The following is a 16223-nucleotide window of genomic DNA, read 5'->3' as shown; positions in this document are numbered from 1 at the left end:
TGTCCCGCTCAGCCCGGCCGGCCGGTGCGGCGCAGGACCGGGCGGAGCGTCTCGATCACGCTCGGGTCGTCCACCGTGGAGGGGATGGGTTCCTCCTGCCCGTCGGCGATGCCTCGCATCGTCTTGCGCAGGATCTTGCCCGAGCGCGTCTTGGGCAGCGCGGGCACGACGGCGACGTCCTTGAGTGAGGCGACGGCGCCGATCCGCTCGCGCACCAGCTGGACGAGTTCGGCCTCGACCTCCGCCGGGTCGCGGTCGCTGCCCGCCTTCAGCACGACGAAGCCGCGCGGCACCTGTCCCTTGAGGGCGTCGGCGACGCCGATGACGCAGCACTCGGCGACGTCGGGGTGGGAGGCCAGAGCCTCCTCCATGCTGCCGGTGGACAGCCGGTGCCCGGCGACGTTGATGACGTCGTCGGTGCGGCCCATGACGAAGACGTAGCCGTCCTCGTCGATGTGGCCGCTGTCGCCGGTGAGGTAGTAGCCGTCGAAGGCGGAGAGGTAGGAGGCGACGTAGCGCGCGTCGTCGTTCCACAGGGTGGGCAGGGCGCCGGGCGGCAGCGGGAGCCTGACGACGATCGCGCCGTCGACGCCCGCCGGGAGCGGCTGCCCCGAGGGGCCGACGACGCGGACGTCCCAGCCCGGCAGCGGGACGGTGGGCGAGCCGGGTTTGACGGGGGCTGCCTCGATGCCGACCGGGTTGGCGACGATGGGCCAGCCGGTCTCCGTCTGCCACCAGTTGTCGATCACCCGGATGTCCAGCAGTTCGCTCGCCCAGCGGTAGGTCTCGGGGTCGAGGCGCTCACCGGCGAGGAACAGGTAGCGCAGGTGGGAGAGGTCGTACTGCGCGGCGAGGGCGCCCTCCGGGTCCTGCTTGCGGATGGCGCGGAAGGCGGTCGGCGCCGTGAACATGGACTTGACGCGGTACTCGGCGGCCACCCGCCAGAACTGGCCGGCGTCCGGCGTGCCGACCGGCTTGCCCTCGTACAGGATCGTGGTGGCGCCCGCCAGCAGCGGCCCGTAGACGATGTACGAGTGCCCGACCACCCAGCCCACGTCGGAGGCGGTGAACATGGTCTCGCCCGGGCCCACGTCGTACACGGCGTCCATCGACCAGCGCAGCGCGACGGCGTAGCCGCCGCAGTCGCGGACGACGCCCTTGGGCTTCCCGGTCGTTCCGGAGGTGTAGAGGATGTAGAGCGGGTCGGTCGCGGCCACGGGGACGCAGCCGGCCGGCTCGGCGCCGGCGACCGCCTCGTTCCAGTCGAGGTCGTCCGGCCCCAGTTCGGCCTCCGCCTGCGGACGTTGCAGGACGACGCACTTCTCCGGCTTGTGGGCGGCGAGTTCGATCGCCCGGTCCAGCAGCGGCTTGTAGGGAATGACGCGCTTGCCCTCGATGCCGCAGGAGGCGGAGACGACCACCTTGGGGGTGGCGTCGTCGATGCGGACCGCGAGCTCGGGCGGGGCGAAACCGCCGAAGACGACCGAGTGGACGGCGCCGATGCGGGCGCAGGCCAGCATCGCCACGGCCGCCTCGGGGACCATCGGCATGTAGATCACCACCCGGTCGCCGGGTCCCACGCCGAGCTGCGTGAGCGCTCCGGCGAAGGCCGCCACCTCGTCCCGGAGGCCGGCGTAGGTGTAGGTGCGGCGGGTGCCGGTGACCGGGGAGTCGTGGACGAGCGCGGGCTGCTCGCCCCGGCCGGCCTCGACGTGCCGGTCGAGCGCGTTGAAGCAGACGTTCAGCCGCCCGTCCGGGAACCAGCGGTGGAAGGGGGCGCCCGTGGAGTCCAGGGCCCGCGACGGCGCCACTTCCCAGTCGATGCCCTGCGCCGCCTTCAGCCAGAAGGTCTCCGGGGCTTCGAGGCTGGCGCGGAAGACATCCTCGTACGTTCCCATCGCGCTCTCCTTGACCGGACTCGTATGGGTCACTTACATGATCTCGCGGTCGGCCGGTGTTCGGGAGGCCAGGTCGCCGTCGGGGGCCGGATTCTTCACGCCAGGAAGCTCAAGCGCACCTTTCGATGGGGATTGTCCCGGTTCGTGTCGACCAGGCACACGGACTGCCAGGTGCCCAGTTCCAGCCGGCCGCCCAGCACCGGCAGCGTCGCGTGCGGCGGCACGAACGCCGGCAGGACGTGGTCGCGGCCGTGGCCGGGGCTGCCGTGCCGGTGCTGCCACCGGTCGTCGGCGGGCAGCAGGGTGTGCAGGGCGGCGAGGAGGTCGTCGTCGCTGCCGGCCCCGGTCTCGATGATCGCGATGCCGGCGGTCGCGTGGGGGACGAAGACGTTCAGCAGGCCGTCACGGCCGGCCGCCGCCTCCCGCAGGAAGGCTTCGCAGTCGCGCGTGAGGTCCACGACCCGCTCGTGGGAGCCGGAGGCCACGTTCAGGACTCGGGTGGTGAAGGCATCTGACATGCCCCCATCCTGACCCATGCTCCGGGTCTTCCACCTGTCCGGCCCCACGGGTGCCGGGTGGCGGGAAGACCCGTGACCTCGGCACGGTTGGTGGAAACGTGAACAACATGCGCGAGGTCGAGGTCGTCGTCACAGGCGCCGGTCAGGCCGGTCTGTCCGCCGCCTACCACCTGCGTCGTACCGGCTTCGAGCCGGCGCGCGACTTCCTGGTGCTGGACCACTCCCCCGGTCCGGGCGGCGCCTGGCAGTTCCGGTGGCCGTCGCTGACGTACGGCAAGGTGCACGGAATGCACTCGCTGCCGGGGATGGAGCTGACCGACGCCGACCCCGCGCGACCGTCCTCCGGGGTGATCGCCGAGTACTTCGCCGCGTACGAGCACGCCTTCGGCCTGCCCGTGCGGCGGCCGGTCGACGTGCGTGCCGTGCGGGAGGGCGCGGGCGGCCGGCTGCTCGTCGAGACCTCGGCCGGTGTCTGGTCGACGCGGGCGCTGATCAACGCGACCGGCACCTGGGAGCGGCCGTTCTGGCCGCGCTACCCCGGTCAGGAGACCTTCCTCGGACGGCAGTTGCACACGGCGCAGTACCCCGGGCCCGAGGAGTTCGCCGGGCTGCGGGTGGTCGTGGTGGGCGGCGGCGCGTCCGGCACCCAGCACCTGATGGAGATCGCCCCGTACGCGGCCGCCACCACCTGGGTGACCCGCCGGCCGCCGGTCTTCCGCGAGGGTCCCTTCACCGAGGACGTGGGCCGGGCGGCAGTCGCGCTGGTGGAGGAGCGGGTCCGGCGGGGGCTGCCGCCGCGGAGCGTGGTGTCGGTGACCGGGCTGGCCCTGAACGACGCGGTCCGGCAGGCGATCGCGGACGGGGTGCTCGACCGGCAGCCGATGTTCGACCGGATCACACCGGACGGGGTGGAGTGGCAGGACGGGCGGCACGTCGCCGCCGACGTCATCCTGTGGGCCACCGGGTTCCGGGCGGCGATCGACCATCTGGCGCCGCTGCGGCTGCGTGAGCCGGGCGGCGGTATCCGGATGGAGGGGACGCGGACGGTCGCCGACCCCCGCGTCCACCTGGTCGGCTACGGGCCGTCGGCCAGCACCGTCGGCGCCAACCGGGCCGGCCGGGCCGCCGTCCGTGACATCAGGCGCCTGCTCGCCGGGGAGCCGGCCGTCGCCGCGTGACGCCCCGCGGCGGCACTGCCGAGGCGAACGGCCTCCCGGTCATCGCGCCGGCTTTCCGCCGCGGTGGCGGGCGTCGGACTCGGCGACGTCGCGCCGGTGCTCGGCGAGGCTGGCGGTGAAGCGGGTGTCGCCGGGCTTGACGGTGACGAAGTACAGCCAGTCGCCCGGCGTCGGACTGATCGCCGCGCGCATGGCGTCCACCCCCGGGTTGTCGATGGGCGTGGGCGGCAGGCCCATGCGCTGGTAGGAGTTGTAGGGGCTGTCGATCCGGGTGTCGTTCTCGGTCGTCCGCCCCTTCGCGCGGTTGAGCGCGTAGTTGACGGTGGAGTCCATCTGCAGCGGCATGCCGCGCTCCAGCCGGTTGAAGATGACCCGCGCCACCTTGCCCATGTCGGCCTTGGTGGCGGCCTCGGCCTGGACGAGGCTGGCGATGGTGACCGCCTGGTAGACGTTCATCGCGTTGCGCTGCGCGCCGGCGGCGATCGGGGCGCCGTTGAACTTCCTCCCGGCGTTCTCGGTCATGGCCGACAGCAGGGACTCCGGAGTCGCCTTCTCGGGCAGCGGATACGTCGCCGGGAAGAGATATCCCTCGGGGTTGCCCCGGGCGTCGTCCGGCAGCTTCAGGTTCGCCTTCGGGAGCGACCTCCGCGTGCTGCCCGGGGGCAGGGCGAGGGCCTTGTCGACGGCCGCGTAGATCTGGCTCGCCCGCCAGCCCTCCGGGATCACCAGCGAGGTGGGCCGGGTGTCGCCGTTCCCCTCCCGGGTCAGCAGCGGCACCGCCACGGCGGTGCCGGCCACGACGGCTCCGGTCGCGATGAGGACGAGCCGGCCCCGGCGCGTCAGTCGGATCGTGTTCCGAGGCGGAGTGTTCGTCTGCATGCGGGCACGTTAACCCGCATATCACCACAAACCCGGCATATTTTCAGCTTGTCGGCTCCAGTTGGGCATCCCGGCGTACGAGGGCGGCGTACCGCCCGTCCCGCGCCAGCAGTTCCTCGTGCGTGCCCCGCTCGGCCACCTGCCCGGAGTCGAGGACCACGATCTGGTCCGCGCCGCGGACCGTGGACAGGCGGTGCGCGATGGTGATCGTGGTGCGGTCGGCCGACAGGGCGTCGATGGCTTCCTGGACGGCGCGCTCGGTACGGGTGTCCAGGGCGCTGGTGGCCTCGTCGAGGATCAGCACCGGCGGGTCGCGCAGGATGGTGCGGGCGATGGCCAGGCGCTGCTTCTCCCCGCCGGAGAAGCGGTGGCCGCGCTCGCCGACGACCGTGTCGTAGCCGTCGGGCAGCGACGCGATGTGCTCGTGGATCTGCGCCGCCTTGGCCGCCGCCCGCAGTTCCTCGTCGGTGGCGTCCGGCTTGGCGAAGCGGAGGTTGTCGGCCACCGAGGCGTGGAAGAGGTACGTCTCCTGCGAGACGACGCCGACCGCGCGGGCGAGGGTGTCGAAGTCGAGGTCGCGGACGTCGACCCCGTCGAGGGTGACCCGCCCGCCCGTCACGTCGTACAGGCGCGGCACCAGGTAGCCCAGCGTCGACTTGCCGGCCCCGGTCGGGCCGACGACCGCGAGGCCGCTGCCCGCGGGGACGGCGATGTCGATGCCGTCGAGGATCGGGGCGCTCCTGCCGTCGCGGCCTTCCTGCCCGTCGTAGCGGAACTCGACGCCCTCGAAGCGGACCTCGCCCTTGATCCGGTCGAGGCGGACGGGGTTGTCCCGCTCGGTGATGTCGATCGGCAGGTCGAGGTACTCGAAGATGCGCTGGAACAGCGCGAGGGAGGTCTGGATCTGCACGCCGGTCGACAGCAGGCCGACGGTCGGGCGGAACAGGCCCTGCTGGAGCGAGACGAAGGCGACGATCGTGCCGATCGAGACCTCGGGCCCGCCGAGTTGCAGGGCCATCCCCGCGGTCCAGTAGATGACGGCCGGCATCGCGGCCATGACGATGGTGATCACGGCCATGCGCCAGCGGCCGGCCATGTTCGCCCGCACCTCCAGGTCGACCAGGCGCTCGGACTCGTCGGAGAAGGTACGGGTGAGCGAGTCGGAGCGGCCCATGGTGCGGCCCAGCAGGATGCCGCTGACGGAGAGCGACTCGGTGACCGTGGCCGCCATCGCCGCCATCTGCTTCTGGCGCTGGGTGGTGATCCGCTTGCGTTCGTTGCCGACGCGGCGGCTGATCCACACGAAGACCGGCAGCAGCAGGAGGGAGACCACGGTCAGGCGCCAGTCGAGGGCGATCATCGCGACGATCGTGGCGACCACGCTGGTCAGGTTGGAGACCAGGGAGGTGGCGGTGGAGGTGACGGTGGCCTGCATGCCCCCGATGTCGTTGGCGATGCGGGACTGCACCTCGCCGGTACGCGTGCGTGTGAAGAACGCGAGCGACATACGCTGCAGACGGCCGTAGACGGCGGTGCGCAGGTCGTGCATGACGCGCTGGCCGACCGTCGTGGAGATCAGGGTCTGCAGCACGCCGAAGACGCTGGTGAGGACGGCGCTGACGATCATGCCGAGCGCGAGCAGGCTGAGCAGGCCGGTGCGGCCCTCGGGGATGGCGACGTCGAGGATCGCCTTCAGCAGGAACGGGGTCGCGACGGAGACCAGGGACGCGGCGCCGACCAGGAGGCCGACGACGGTGAGGCGCCCGCGGTAGGGGCGGAAGAGTCGCAGGATGCGGCGGACCTGCCGGGGCTGCTCCTTGGCGTCGGCCGGCGGTGTCCAGCGGGGTTCGTGGTCGGGATGCATGGGCTCCTACGGGGAGTGAGAGTGAAGAGAACGAGCGGAGCTTAGCTCATTGTTACCTATACTCACAATGAACCTGGTCCTGTTATTGTTCCCGTATGACGACCCCCGATCGGGACAGCCTGCTCGCCGAGCAGCTGCTGCGGTTCACGCGCCGCGTGCACCGCATCCAGAAGCGCCACATCGAGCAGTGCGGCCTGGGCGTCACCCCGGCCCAGTCCCGGCTGCTGCGCACCCTGGCGCACTTCGGCTCGCCGCCCCGCATGGCCGACCTCGCCGAGCGCCTGGAGGTGGTCCCGCGGGCGGTGACGACGCTGGTCGACGGGCTGGAGGCGAGCGGCAAGGTGCGCCGGGTGCCGGATCCGGCCAACCGCCGGGTGATCCGGATCGAGCTCACGGACGACGGACGCAAGGCCCTGCGGGAGCTGCGCGGCGCCCGCAGGGCGGCCGCCGAGGAGATCCTCGCGCCGCTCACCGGCGAGCAGCGCGAGGTGCTCGGCGACCTGCTGGACACGCTGGTGGAGGGAGCGCCCGAGCGGGGCAGCAGCTGCTGAGCGCGGGGCGCTGTATCGTTCCGCCGCCCGTCGTCGTGCCGCTCGTCTTCGTGCAGCCTGTCGTCGCGCCGCCAGTCTTCGCGTCGCCAGTCTTCGCGTCGCCCGTCGTCGTGCCACTCGTCGTCGTGCCACTCGTCTTCGTGCCGCTCGTCTTCGTGCCGTGGCGAGCCGGGCACGACGTCGCTCAGTCCTTCAGGTGGGCCCGGTCCCCCATCACCACCACCGGACGGCTGTCCGGGTCAAGGGTGCGCAGCAGGTACTCCATCGCCGGTTTCGACAGGCTGACGCAGGCCGACGTGCCGCTGCCGTGGTCCATGTGCAGCCAGATGCCGCCGCCCTTCTCCTGGCCCTGCGGTCGGGCCGGGTCGTTGGGCGGCCTGCCCGCGACGCGGTTGTAGTCGATGGCGATGACGTAGTCGAAGTCGTGCCAGTGCGACCTGGCCCACCAGCGGGGGGCCGCGAAGGCGGCGGAGCGCGTGTAGGGCAGCCTCGCTCCGGGGTCCGGGAGGACACCGCCCGCGTCGGTGAGCGTGAACACGCCCACGGGGCTGCGGTTGTCGTCCTCGTGATGGTCGGTGGTCCAGCCCTTCTTGCCGTTGTGCGCGGGCCAGCCGCGGACCCGCTGCCAGGAGGTGCCGTGCCTCGTGTACAGAACGGCGGTGGAGTCGGCGGAGTCCCGGCCCTCGCCGTAGACCGCCAGGACCTGGCGAGAGCCGGCAGGGATCCTGCGCAGCAGACGGTCGCCGATGCCCGGAACGCGGGTGTGGTCGGGGGCGGGGTGGCCGGCGGACCGGGAGTCCGCGCCGTCGCCTGCTCCGGCGTGGTGTGCGCCGTCGCATCCGGACAGGACGGTCAGGGAGGCCAGGAGGCCGACGAGGGCCGCTGTGGTGACGATCGCGTGCCGGACACCGCTGCCGCTGTGCATCGCCCCATGGTCGCACCACCGGCTGCGGCGAACCGGACACGACAGCCGGTTCTGAGCGGTGGCGTCGAAAACCGTTTGCCTCCGACCGCTTTCTGACGCGAGCCTTTCACGGTTTGCTGCCACACCGCGCGGTTCCACCTTGCTCCCCTTCCCGCCCCTTCCCGCCCTTTCTTGCCCCTTCCCGCCCCTTCTCGCAGCTCCCCGCTCCTTCTCGCTCCTTCTCGCCCCTTCACGACCCGAGCCTCCGGGTTGCTGACACGAGCTTCCGGGACGTCATCCGTCATGCAGATCCAAGACCTTCCTTACTCCGACCCCGGCCTGCCGGACGCGCGCTCCGGGCCGCGATTTCTGTGGTGGCTGACCCGGAATCAGCTCGGTGGACAGGTCACGTCGTTCGCCTGGGGACTGCTGCATTTCGCCTCGGTCTCCGCGTTGCCGTTCTGCGTGGGCATCGCCGTGCAGGCCGTCGTCGACCGCTCCGGTGGCCGACTCGCCCTCGCGGGCGGGCTGTTGGCACTCGTCTGCGCCGGCAATGCGGTCGGCGACACATTCCTGCACCGGGCCGCGGTCACCAACTGGATCACGGCGGCCGCCCGCGTGCAGCAACTGCTCGCCCGCAAGGCGGCCCGGCTGGGCTCGGCGCTGACCCGGCGCGTCGCGGCCGGTGAGGTGGTCGCCGTCTCCACGGGCGACGTCGAGAAGATCGGCTGGTTCGTCGAGGCCGTCTCCCGGTTCACCGCGGCGGCGGTCACCATCGTGCTGGTCTGCGTCGCCCTCGTCGTCTACCAGCCGGCGCTCGGTGCCGTCGTCGCCGTGGGTCTGCCGGTGCTGGCGGTGGCGGTGCTCCCGCTGCTGCCGCGGGCGACCCGGCGCGCCGACCTCCAGCGCGAGAAGGCGGGCCGGGCCACCGAACTGGCCTCGGACACCGTCGCCGGTCTGCGCGTGCTGCGCGGCATCGGCGGTGAGGAGCTGTTCCTCGACCGCTACCGCCGCGCCTCGCAGGAGGTGCGGCGGGCCGCGGTGCGCAGCGCCCGCATGTGGTCGCTGATATCGGCGATCCAGGTACTGCTGCCGGGGCTGCTGCTCATCGCGGTCGTCTGGTACGGCGTCCGGCTGGCCCGCGAGGGCCGGGTCACCGTGGGCGAACTGGTCACCGTCTACAGCTCGGTGATGGTCCTGACCTATCCGCTGCGCAACTTCGAGGAGATCGCGATGGCCTACTCCTTCTCGCGGCCCTCGGCCAGGCGGGCGGCGCGCGTGCTGTCGCTGGAGCGGGCCACGGACACCGCGGGCACGGGCGCCGACGGCCTCCCCTCCGGAGAGCTGTACGACCCGGAGACCGGTCTGCTCGCGCCCGCCGGTCTGCTGACCGCCGTGGTGTGCGGCGACCCGGACGCGGCGGGGCGGCTGGCCGAACGGCTGGGCGGGCACCCCGCACATCCCGCCGAGAAGGGCACGTCGGTGCTGCTGGGCGGGGTGCCGCTGGACGATCTGCCGCTCGACTCGGCCAGGGCGGCCGTCCTCGTCCAGGACAAGGACCCCGTCCTGCTGTCGGGCTCGCTGCGTGAGCTGTTCGACGTCCCCGCCTCCGGTGACGTGTCGGCGGCCGAGGCGCTGGCGGCCGCGCAGTGCGCGGACGTGCTGGCGGCGCTCACCCAGGGGTCGCTCGACGCGGCGGACCCGATGGACGCCCGCATCACCGAGCGCGGCCGGTCGCTCTCCGGCGGCCAGCGCCAACGACTCGCGCTGGCCCGGTCCCTGGTCACGGACCCGGAGGTGCTCGTCCTGGACGAGCCGACCTCCGCCGTCGACTCGCACACGGAGGCGCGGATCGCGCAGGGCGTACGGGATCTGCGGGCAGGCCGCACGACGGTGGTGTTCACCTCGTCGCCGCTGCTGCTGGATCGCGCGGACCGGGTCGTGCTGGTGCACGAAGGCGAGGTCGCGGCGGTCGGCCGGCACCGGGAACTCGTCCGCACCGAGCCCCGGTACGGAGCGGTGGTGTCCCGCGAGACGGCCGCCGGAACAGCCTCACGGGACGTGGACGCCCGCGCCGCCCCGCGCGGACGGGGCACAGAGGCTGACGCCCCGCGCGGACGAGACGCAGACGCTGACGCCCCGCACCGACGGGGCACAGGCACTGACGCCCCGCACGCACCGAACATGAACGACGACGGCGCCCTGCGGGTCGTCCTGGAAGAGATCGAGGAGTCGGCATGATCGGCGTGGCGCCACCGGCGTACGACCCGGCGGCCCCGACGACGGCGAACACCCTGCCGGTCGGCGCCGCCGCGACCGTGCGCGCCTACGTGGCCGAACTGTTCCGGCGCCATCGCCGGGCCTTCCTCCTGCTCGTCACCGTCAACACGGTGGCCGTCGGCGCCTCGATGGTCGGCCCCTGGCTGCTGGGCGGTCTCGTGCAGCGCGTGTCGGACGGAGCGCGGGAACTCCGTCTGGAACTCACCGTCGGGCTGTTCCTGCTCGCGCTGGTCGTGCAGGCCGTGTTCGTGCGGCAGGTGCGGCTGCGCGGGGCGATGCTCGGCGAGCGGATGCTGGCCGACCTGCGCGAGGACTTTCTGGTGCGGTCGGTCGCCCTGCCGCCGGGCGTCCTGGAACGAGCCGGGACGGGCGACCTGCTGTCCCGGATCACCACCGACATCGACCGGCTGGCCAACGCGATGCGCGAGGCCGTGCCCCAGCTGTCCATCAGCGTGGTGTGGGCCACGCTGCTGCTGGGCGGGCTGGTCGTCACCGCTCCGCCGCTGGCCCCGGTCGTTCTGCTGGCGCTGCCACTGCTGATCATCGGCTGCCGCTGGTACTTCCGGCGGGCGCCGGCCGCCTACCGGTCGGAGGCCGCCGGGTACACGGCCGTCGCCGCCGCGCTCGCCGAGACCGTGGACGCCGGGCGTACCGTCGAGGCCCACCGGCTCGGCCCGCGCCGCACCGCGCTGTCGGAACGGCGGATCAAGGAGTGGACGGCCTGGGAGCGCTACACGCTCTGGCTGCGGTCGGTGCTGTTCCCGATCGTCAGCGTCACCCACGTGACGGTCCTGTCCTCGATCCTGATCATCGGCGGTGTGTTCGTCCTGCGCGGCTGGATCGACGTCGGGCAGCTGACGACCGGCGCGCTGATCGCGCAGATGCTCATCGACCCCGTGGGACTGATCCTGCGCTGGTACGACGAACTGCAGGTGGCGCAGGTGTCCCTGGCCCGCCTGGTCGGCGTGCGGGACATCGAGCCGGCGGCCGGTGACGCCTCGGTGGTCCCCGACGGGCGGGACGTGCACGCCGACCGGGTCCGCTTCGGTTACCTGGAGGGCGTGGACGTCCTGCGCGAGGTGTCCCTGCAGGTCGCCCCCGGCACCAGGCTGGCGCTGGTCGGCCCGTCGGGCGCCGGCAAGTCCACCCTGGGCAGGCTGCTCGCCGGCGTCTACGCGCCCCGGGACGGCCGGGTCCTGCTCGGCGGCGCCGAACTGACCCGGATGCCCGCCGAGCGGGTGCGCTCGCACGTGGCCCTCGTCAACCAGGAGCACCACGTCTTCGTGGGTTCCCTGCGCGACAACCTGCTGCTGGCCCGCACCGACGCCACCGACGCGGAGCTGTGGGCGGCGCTCGGCGCGGTCGACGCCGACGGCTGGGCCCGCGCCTTCGACGAGGGACTGGACACCGAGGTCGGCTCGGGAGGGCTCGCGCTCACCCCCGCCCAGGCCCAGCAGATCGCGCTGGCCCGGCTGGTGCTCGCCGACCCGCACACACTGGTCCTGGACGAGGCGACCTCGCTCCTCGACCCGCGGGCGGCCCGGCACCTGGAACGGTCGCTGGCCCGGGTCCTCGACGGCCGCACCGTCGTCGCCATCGCCCACCGCCTGCACACCGCCCACGACGCCGACGTCATCGCCGTCGTCGAGGACGGCCGCATCAGTGAGCTGGGCAGCCACGACGAACTGGTCGCGGCGGACGGCGCCTACGCGGCGCTGTGGAGGTCGTGGCACGGGTGACCGCGCGCGGCTGCCGGGAGCGGTGACCGGGGGTGTCGTACGGCGCGGTGGGTGAGGACCGCCGGCCCGCCGGGCTCCCGATCGCCCCGGCACCCGCGCCGTGGCGTTGCGCAGCCCCGAACCGGGGTGGAAGGCTGGACATCGGCACCGGCTCGGGGAGCGCCCGGGGAGCGTCGGTTCCTCCGCGTGCGCGGTCTGTGCCCCGCGTCCCGGCGGCCCGCCGCCGACCGCGGCGAGAAGGGCCCGTCCCCAGCACCTGGAGGTACCGTGACCAGCGCCGAAGGATGGGGAGACGACGTCTACCAGCCAGACGCGTCCGAGATCCGGGAGGACTCGGGTGTGCTGGATGCGGAGGACACCCTGGACTACGACGGGGTCGACGACCCCCTCGACCGGGGCTGGTCCCCTCCGGAAAGGCCCTGGGCCGTGGACCACGTCGGGGTGACGGCGGCGGAACGCCAGCAGGGGGAGACGCTGGACCAGCGGCTCGCCGAGGAACTGCCCGACCTCGCGCCGCCCGACGGCGACGGAATCGGCGACTGCGACGGCACCGACGGGGAACCCCTGGACAACGAGGTCGGCGCCGTCCGCTCCGGCCGGCTGGTGGCCCCCGACGAAGGGGCGCACGAGGATGAGGAGAGCGCGTTGGTCGCCACCGACGTGGGCATCGACGGCGCGGCGGCGTCCGCCGAGGAGGCCGCCATGCACATCGTCGACGAGGAGGGCCTGTCCGGTTGACCGCGACGCTCCGCGTCGTGCGCCCGAAGCCATCCCTTCCGCACGGGCAAGGCCGGGACCCGCACGGGCAAGGCCGGGACCGTGGACCCGGAGGGCCGCATCGCCCGGTTCGAGCGGCGGTACGGCGCCGGTGCGGGGCAGGACGGATGACGCCCGGCGCCGGACGTTGAACCTCGCGCGGCCCGGCCCGCCGGGGACGGCCCGCGCGGGCGCCCGGCTCAGATGAAGTTCAGCGCCGCCGCGCAGCCCACCCCGCCGAGCAGCATGAACGCCGGCATCAGCACCTTCAGCTCGACCCAGCTGCCCGCCCGGAACCGCATGGCCTTCGGCGGGCCGATCGGATACCAGCGCTTGCGGCCCACCGGGATCGGCCACAGGATCGGGCAGCCGGACACCGTCAGCGCGTCCCCGATGTCGTGGACGAGCGCCCCCAGCACGATCGGCAGCCCCAGCCACAGATACGCCTGGCCGGGCTCGGTGAACAGCCAGCTCGAACCGTTCCCCGGCTTGTCCAGGATCCCGGCGAGGATCCACGCGGTGGCCGCGGCCAGCAGCCAGACCAGGACGTCGCTGCTGGAGCCGCGGGCGGCCCGCCACAGCAGGCCCTCGATCGCCAGCACCATGTGGACGAAGAGGAGGGCCAGCACCGCCCAGCGGCCGCCGGTGATCGCGATGCCCGAGGCGCCCGCACCGGTCAGGACGGCCCACAGCCAGGTGTGCGTGAGCGTGCGGTGGCCGCCGGAGCGGCGCGGGTCGCCCTGCTTCCTCGTCGCCTTGTAGACGGCGTAGGAGAGCTTGTCGACTATCTCGCACAGCCACCGCGACAGCGGCCCGAAGGCGCGCGAGATGGTGGCCGCCTTGTGGTCGAGGTCCGGAGCGAGCGCGGCTCCGGCGCAGATCAGGGCGCCGGTCAGCAGGACGGGCCAGGGCATCGCGTGCCCGGCCGCGGCGGCGGCCGCACCGACGCCGAGCCAGGCGGCGGCCCCCGACAGTGAGTGTGCTGGTCCCATCATCGCCGCTGCCCGCCCCATTCGTCCTGTGCCGCTGTCCGGTTGACCCGGTGCGCTGACGCGCCGTCGGCGACACAGCGTAGCGGCCGTGATCTTCCTCAGGACATCCGATTCCCCTACCGGGCGGAAGGCCAGGCAAGATGGGTGCGTGACCCTCATCGACCAGCTGCCGCCGACCGCCGACCCCGACGCCCTGTACGAAGCCTTCGAGTCGTGGGCCCAGGAGCGCGGTCTCACGCTCTACCCCCACCAGGAGGAGGCGCTGATCGAGGCGGTCTCCGGCGCCAACGTGATCGTGTCGACGCCCACCGGCTCCGGCAAGAGCATGATCGCGGCGGGGGCGCACTTCGCCGCGCTGGCCCGGGACGAGGTCACCTTCTACACGGCTCCGATCAAGGCGCTCGTGTCGGAGAAGTTCTTCGAGCTGTGCAAGCTGTTCGGCACCGAGAACGTCGGCATGCTGACCGGTGACGCGTCCGTCAACGCCGACGCACCCGTGATCTGCTGCACCGCGGAGGTGCTCGCGTCGATCGCGCTGCGCGACGGCAAGCACGCGGATGTCGGCCAGGTCGTCATGGACGAGTTCCATTTCTACGCCGAGCCCGACCGCGGCTGGGCCTGGCAGATCCCCCTGCTGGAACTTCCCCAGGCGCAGTTCATCCTGATGTCCGCCACGCTCGGCGACGTCTCGATGTTCGAGAAGGACCTCACCCGGCGCACCGGCCGGCCGACCTCGGTGGTCCGCTCGGCGACCCGGCCCGTGCCGTTGTCGTACGCGTACCGGTTCACCCCGCTCACCGAGACGCTGACCGAATTGCTGGAGACCAGGCAGGCGCCGGTCTACATCGTCCACTTCACCCAGGCGCAGGCCGTCGAGCGGGCGCAGGCGCTGATGAGCATCAACATGTGCTCGCGCGAGGAGAAGGAGCAGATCGCCGATCTGATCGGCAACTTCCGCTTCACCACCAAGTTCGGCCGCAACCTCTCCCGCTACGTCCGGCACGGCATCGGCGTCCACCACGCCGGCATGCTGCCCAAGTACCGCCGTCTGGTGGAGAAGCTCGCGCAGGCCGGGCTGCTGAAGGTGATCTGCGGCACGGACACCCTCGGCGTGGGCGTCAACGTGCCCATCCGCACCGTGCTGTTCACCGCGCTCACCAAGTACGACGGCAACCGCGTCCGCACCCTGCGGGCCCGCGAGTTCCACCAGATCGCGGGCCGCGCCGGACGGGCGGGCTTCGACACGGCGGGCTTCGTCGTCGCGCAGGCGCCCGAGCACGTCATCGAGAACGAGAAGGCGCTCGCCAAGGCCGGCGACGATCCGAAGAAGCGCCGCAAGGTCGTCCGCAAGAAGGCGCCCGAGGGTTTCGTCGGGTGGACGGAGAACACCTTCGACAAGCTCATCGAGTCCGAGCCGGAGCCGCTGACGTCCCGGTTCCGGGTCACGCACACGATGCTGCTGTCGGTGATCGCCCGCCCGGGCAACGCCTTCGAGGCGATGCGGCATCTGCTGGAGGACAACCACGAGCCGCGCAAGCAGCAGCTGCGGCACATCCGGCGCGCGATCGCGATCTACCGCTCGCTGCTCGACGGCGGCATCGTGGAGAAGCTCGACGAGCCGGACGCCGAGGGCCGCATCGTGCGCCTCACCGTCGACCTGCAGCAGGACTTCGCGCTCAACCAGCCGCTGTCCACCTTCGCGCTCGCCGCGTTCGAGCTGCTGGACCCGGAGTCGCCGTCCTACGCCCTGGACATGGTCTCGGTCGTCGAGTCGACGCTGGACGACCCCCGGCAGATCCTGGCCGCCCAGCAGAACAAGGCGCGCGGCGAGGCGGTGGCCGCGATGAAGGCCGACGGCGTCGAGTACGAGGAGCGCATGGAGCGCCTCCAGGACATCACCTACCCGAAGCCCCTGGAGGAGCTGCTCTTCCACGCCTACAACACCTACCGCAAGAGCCACCCCTGGGTGGGCGATCACCCGCTGTCGCCGAAGTCGGTCGTCCGCGACATGTACGAACGGGCGCTCTCCTTCACCGAGTTGGTGTCCCTCTACGAGCTGGCCCGCACCGAGGGCATCGTGCTGCGCTACCTCGCCGGCGCCTACAAGACCCTGGACCACACCATCCCGGACGACCTGAAGTCCGAGGACCTTCAGGACCTGATCGAGTGGCTCGGCGAGACGGTCCGCCAGGTCGACTCCAGCCTGCTGGACGAGTGGGAGCAGCTCGCCAACCCGGAGGAGATGACGGCCGAGGAGGCCCAGGAGAAGGCCGACGAGGTCAAGCCGGTCACCACCAACGCGCGTGCCTTCCGCGTGCTGGTCCGCAACGCCCTGTTCCGCCGCGTCGAGCTCGCCGCCCTGGACCAGGTCGAGGAACTGGGCGAGATGGACGCCGAGGCCGGCTGGGACGCCGAGGCCTGGGGCGAGGCGATGGACAAGTACTGGGACGAGTACGACGAACTCGGCACCGGCCCCGACGCCCGGGGTCCCAAGCTGCTGGTCATCCAGGAGGAACCGGACAACCGCCTGTGGCGCGTCCGGCAGATCTTCGACGACCCGAACGGCGACCACGACTGGGGCATCAGCGCGGAGATCGACCTCACGGCCTCCGACGCGGAGGGCCGCGCGGTGGTCCGCGTCACCGACGTCGGTCAGCTGTGAAC

General features: G+C 72.3%; 12 protein-coding genes. 6 read left to right on the top strand and 6 right to left on the bottom strand.

The window, feature by feature from the left end; genetic code table 11:
• Positions 1–8: 8 nt before the first annotated feature.
• Positions 9–1898: a propionyl-CoA synthetase gene (locus tag ACH4ZX_RS01060; RefSeq protein WP_398265467.1), complete on the bottom strand. Its 1890-nt coding sequence runs from the start codon at positions 1896–1898 to the stop codon at positions 9–11.
• Between the two features lie 95 nt (positions 1899–1993).
• On the bottom strand, positions 1994–2416 hold the full coding sequence (locus tag ACH4ZX_RS01055) for a YjbQ family protein (protein WP_398265464.1): 423 nt from the start codon (positions 2414–2416) through the stop codon (positions 1994–1996).
• A 98-nt stretch (positions 2417–2514) separates the two neighbouring features.
• On the opposite strand from ACH4ZX_RS01055, the gene ACH4ZX_RS01050 reads away from it, so the two are divergent.
• Entirely contained in the window at positions 2515–3594 is a 1080-nt protein-coding gene (locus ACH4ZX_RS01050; RefSeq protein WP_398265462.1) for an NAD(P)-binding domain-containing protein, read from the top strand.
• Positions 3595–3633: 39 nt separating this feature from the next.
• On the opposite strand, the gene mltG is transcribed toward ACH4ZX_RS01050, so the two are convergent.
• On the bottom strand, positions 3634–4473 hold the full coding sequence (mltG, locus tag ACH4ZX_RS01045; RefSeq protein WP_398265459.1) for an endolytic transglycosylase MltG: 840 nt from the start codon (positions 4471–4473) through the stop codon (positions 3634–3636).
• A gap of 43 nt (positions 4474–4516) precedes the next feature.
• Positions 4517–6337: an ABC transporter ATP-binding protein gene (locus tag ACH4ZX_RS01040; protein WP_398265456.1), complete on the bottom strand. Its 1821-nt coding sequence runs from the start codon at positions 6335–6337 to the stop codon at positions 4517–4519.
• A 95-nt stretch (positions 6338–6432) separates the two neighbouring features.
• On the opposite strand from ACH4ZX_RS01040, the gene ACH4ZX_RS01035 reads away from it, so the two are divergent.
• Positions 6433–6888 (top strand): MarR family winged helix-turn-helix transcriptional regulator, encoded by a 456-nt coding sequence (locus ACH4ZX_RS01035; RefSeq protein ID WP_398265453.1) that lies wholly within the window; start codon positions 6433–6435, stop codon positions 6886–6888.
• 184 nt (positions 6889–7072) lie between these two features.
• Here the strand turns inward: ACH4ZX_RS01035 and ACH4ZX_RS01030 are convergent, their stop codons facing one another.
• Complete coding sequence (locus ACH4ZX_RS01030; RefSeq protein ID WP_398265450.1) at positions 7073–7813, bottom strand: L,D-transpeptidase family protein; 741 nt, start codon at positions 7811–7813, stop codon at positions 7073–7075.
• Positions 7814–8095: 282 nt separating this feature from the next.
• On the opposite strand from ACH4ZX_RS01030, the gene ACH4ZX_RS01025 reads away from it, so the two are divergent.
• From ACH4ZX_RS01025 to ACH4ZX_RS01015, 3 genes are all read left to right on the top strand, one after another.
• Positions 8096–10033: an ABC transporter ATP-binding protein gene (locus tag ACH4ZX_RS01025; RefSeq protein WP_398265447.1), complete on the top strand. Its 1938-nt coding sequence runs from the start codon at positions 8096–8098 to the stop codon at positions 10031–10033.
• Positions 10030–11811, top strand: coding sequence for an ABC transporter ATP-binding protein (locus tag ACH4ZX_RS01020; protein ID WP_398265444.1), 1782 nt, complete (start codon positions 10030–10032; stop codon positions 11809–11811). The genes ACH4ZX_RS01025 and ACH4ZX_RS01020 overlap by 4 nt, the downstream gene beginning before the upstream one ends.
• 267 nt (positions 11812–12078) lie before the next feature.
• Positions 12079–12549 (top strand): DUF5709 domain-containing protein, encoded by a 471-nt coding sequence (locus ACH4ZX_RS01015; protein WP_398265441.1) that lies wholly within the window; start codon positions 12079–12081, stop codon positions 12547–12549.
• A 218-nt stretch (positions 12550–12767) separates the two neighbouring features.
• Here the strand turns inward: ACH4ZX_RS01015 and ACH4ZX_RS01010 are convergent, their stop codons facing one another.
• Positions 12768–13562, bottom strand: coding sequence for a metal-dependent hydrolase (locus ACH4ZX_RS01010; protein ID WP_398265438.1), 795 nt, complete (start codon positions 13560–13562; stop codon positions 12768–12770).
• Positions 13563–13707: 145 nt separating this feature from the next.
• Here ACH4ZX_RS01010 and ACH4ZX_RS01005 point away from each other — a divergent pair, with 145 nt between their 5' ends.
• A complete protein-coding gene (locus ACH4ZX_RS01005; protein ID WP_398265435.1) occupies positions 13708–16221 on the top strand; it encodes a DUF3516 domain-containing protein in 2514 nt (837 codons plus the stop codon).
• Positions 16222–16223: the final 2 nt, after the last annotated feature.

The sequence above is a fragment of the Streptomyces sp. NPDC020490 genome (genome assembly GCF_044335305.1).
In the GTDB taxonomy this organism is placed as follows: Bacteria; Actinomycetota; Actinomycetes; order Streptomycetales; family Streptomycetaceae; genus Streptomyces.
Note: the sequence above shows the minus strand (reverse complement) of the source record. Positions and strands in the feature narration are given on the sequence as shown.

What these genes read in the sequence shown, in the direction of transcription:
- ACH4ZX_RS01060 (WP_398265467.1), bottom strand. Translation starts at nt 1,898, where the DNA reads ATGGGAACGTACGAGGATGTCTTCCGCGCCAGCCTCGAAGCCCCGGAG.
- ACH4ZX_RS01055 (WP_398265464.1), bottom strand. Translation starts at nt 2,416, where the DNA reads ATGTCAGATGCCTTCACCACCCGAGTCCTGAACGTGGCCTCCGGCTCC.
- mltG (WP_398265459.1), bottom strand. Translation starts at nt 4,473, where the DNA reads ATGCAGACGAACACTCCGCCTCGGAACACGATCCGACTGACGCGCCGG.
- ACH4ZX_RS01040 (WP_398265456.1), bottom strand. Translation starts at nt 6,337, where the DNA reads ATGCATCCCGACCACGAACCCCGCTGGACACCGCCGGCCGACGCCAAG.
- ACH4ZX_RS01035 (WP_398265453.1), top strand. Translation starts at nt 6,433, where the DNA reads ATGACGACCCCCGATCGGGACAGCCTGCTCGCCGAGCAGCTGCTGCGG.
- ACH4ZX_RS01030 (WP_398265450.1), bottom strand. Translation starts at nt 7,813, where the DNA reads ATGCACAGCGGCAGCGGTGTCCGGCACGCGATCGTCACCACAGCGGCC.
- ACH4ZX_RS01025 (WP_398265447.1), top strand. Translation starts at nt 8,096, where the DNA reads ATGCAGATCCAAGACCTTCCTTACTCCGACCCCGGCCTGCCGGACGCG.
- ACH4ZX_RS01020 (WP_398265444.1), top strand. Translation starts at nt 10,030, where the DNA reads ATGATCGGCGTGGCGCCACCGGCGTACGACCCGGCGGCCCCGACGACG.
- ACH4ZX_RS01010 (WP_398265438.1), bottom strand. Translation starts at nt 13,562, where the DNA reads ATGATGGGACCAGCACACTCACTGTCGGGGGCCGCCGCCTGGCTCGGC.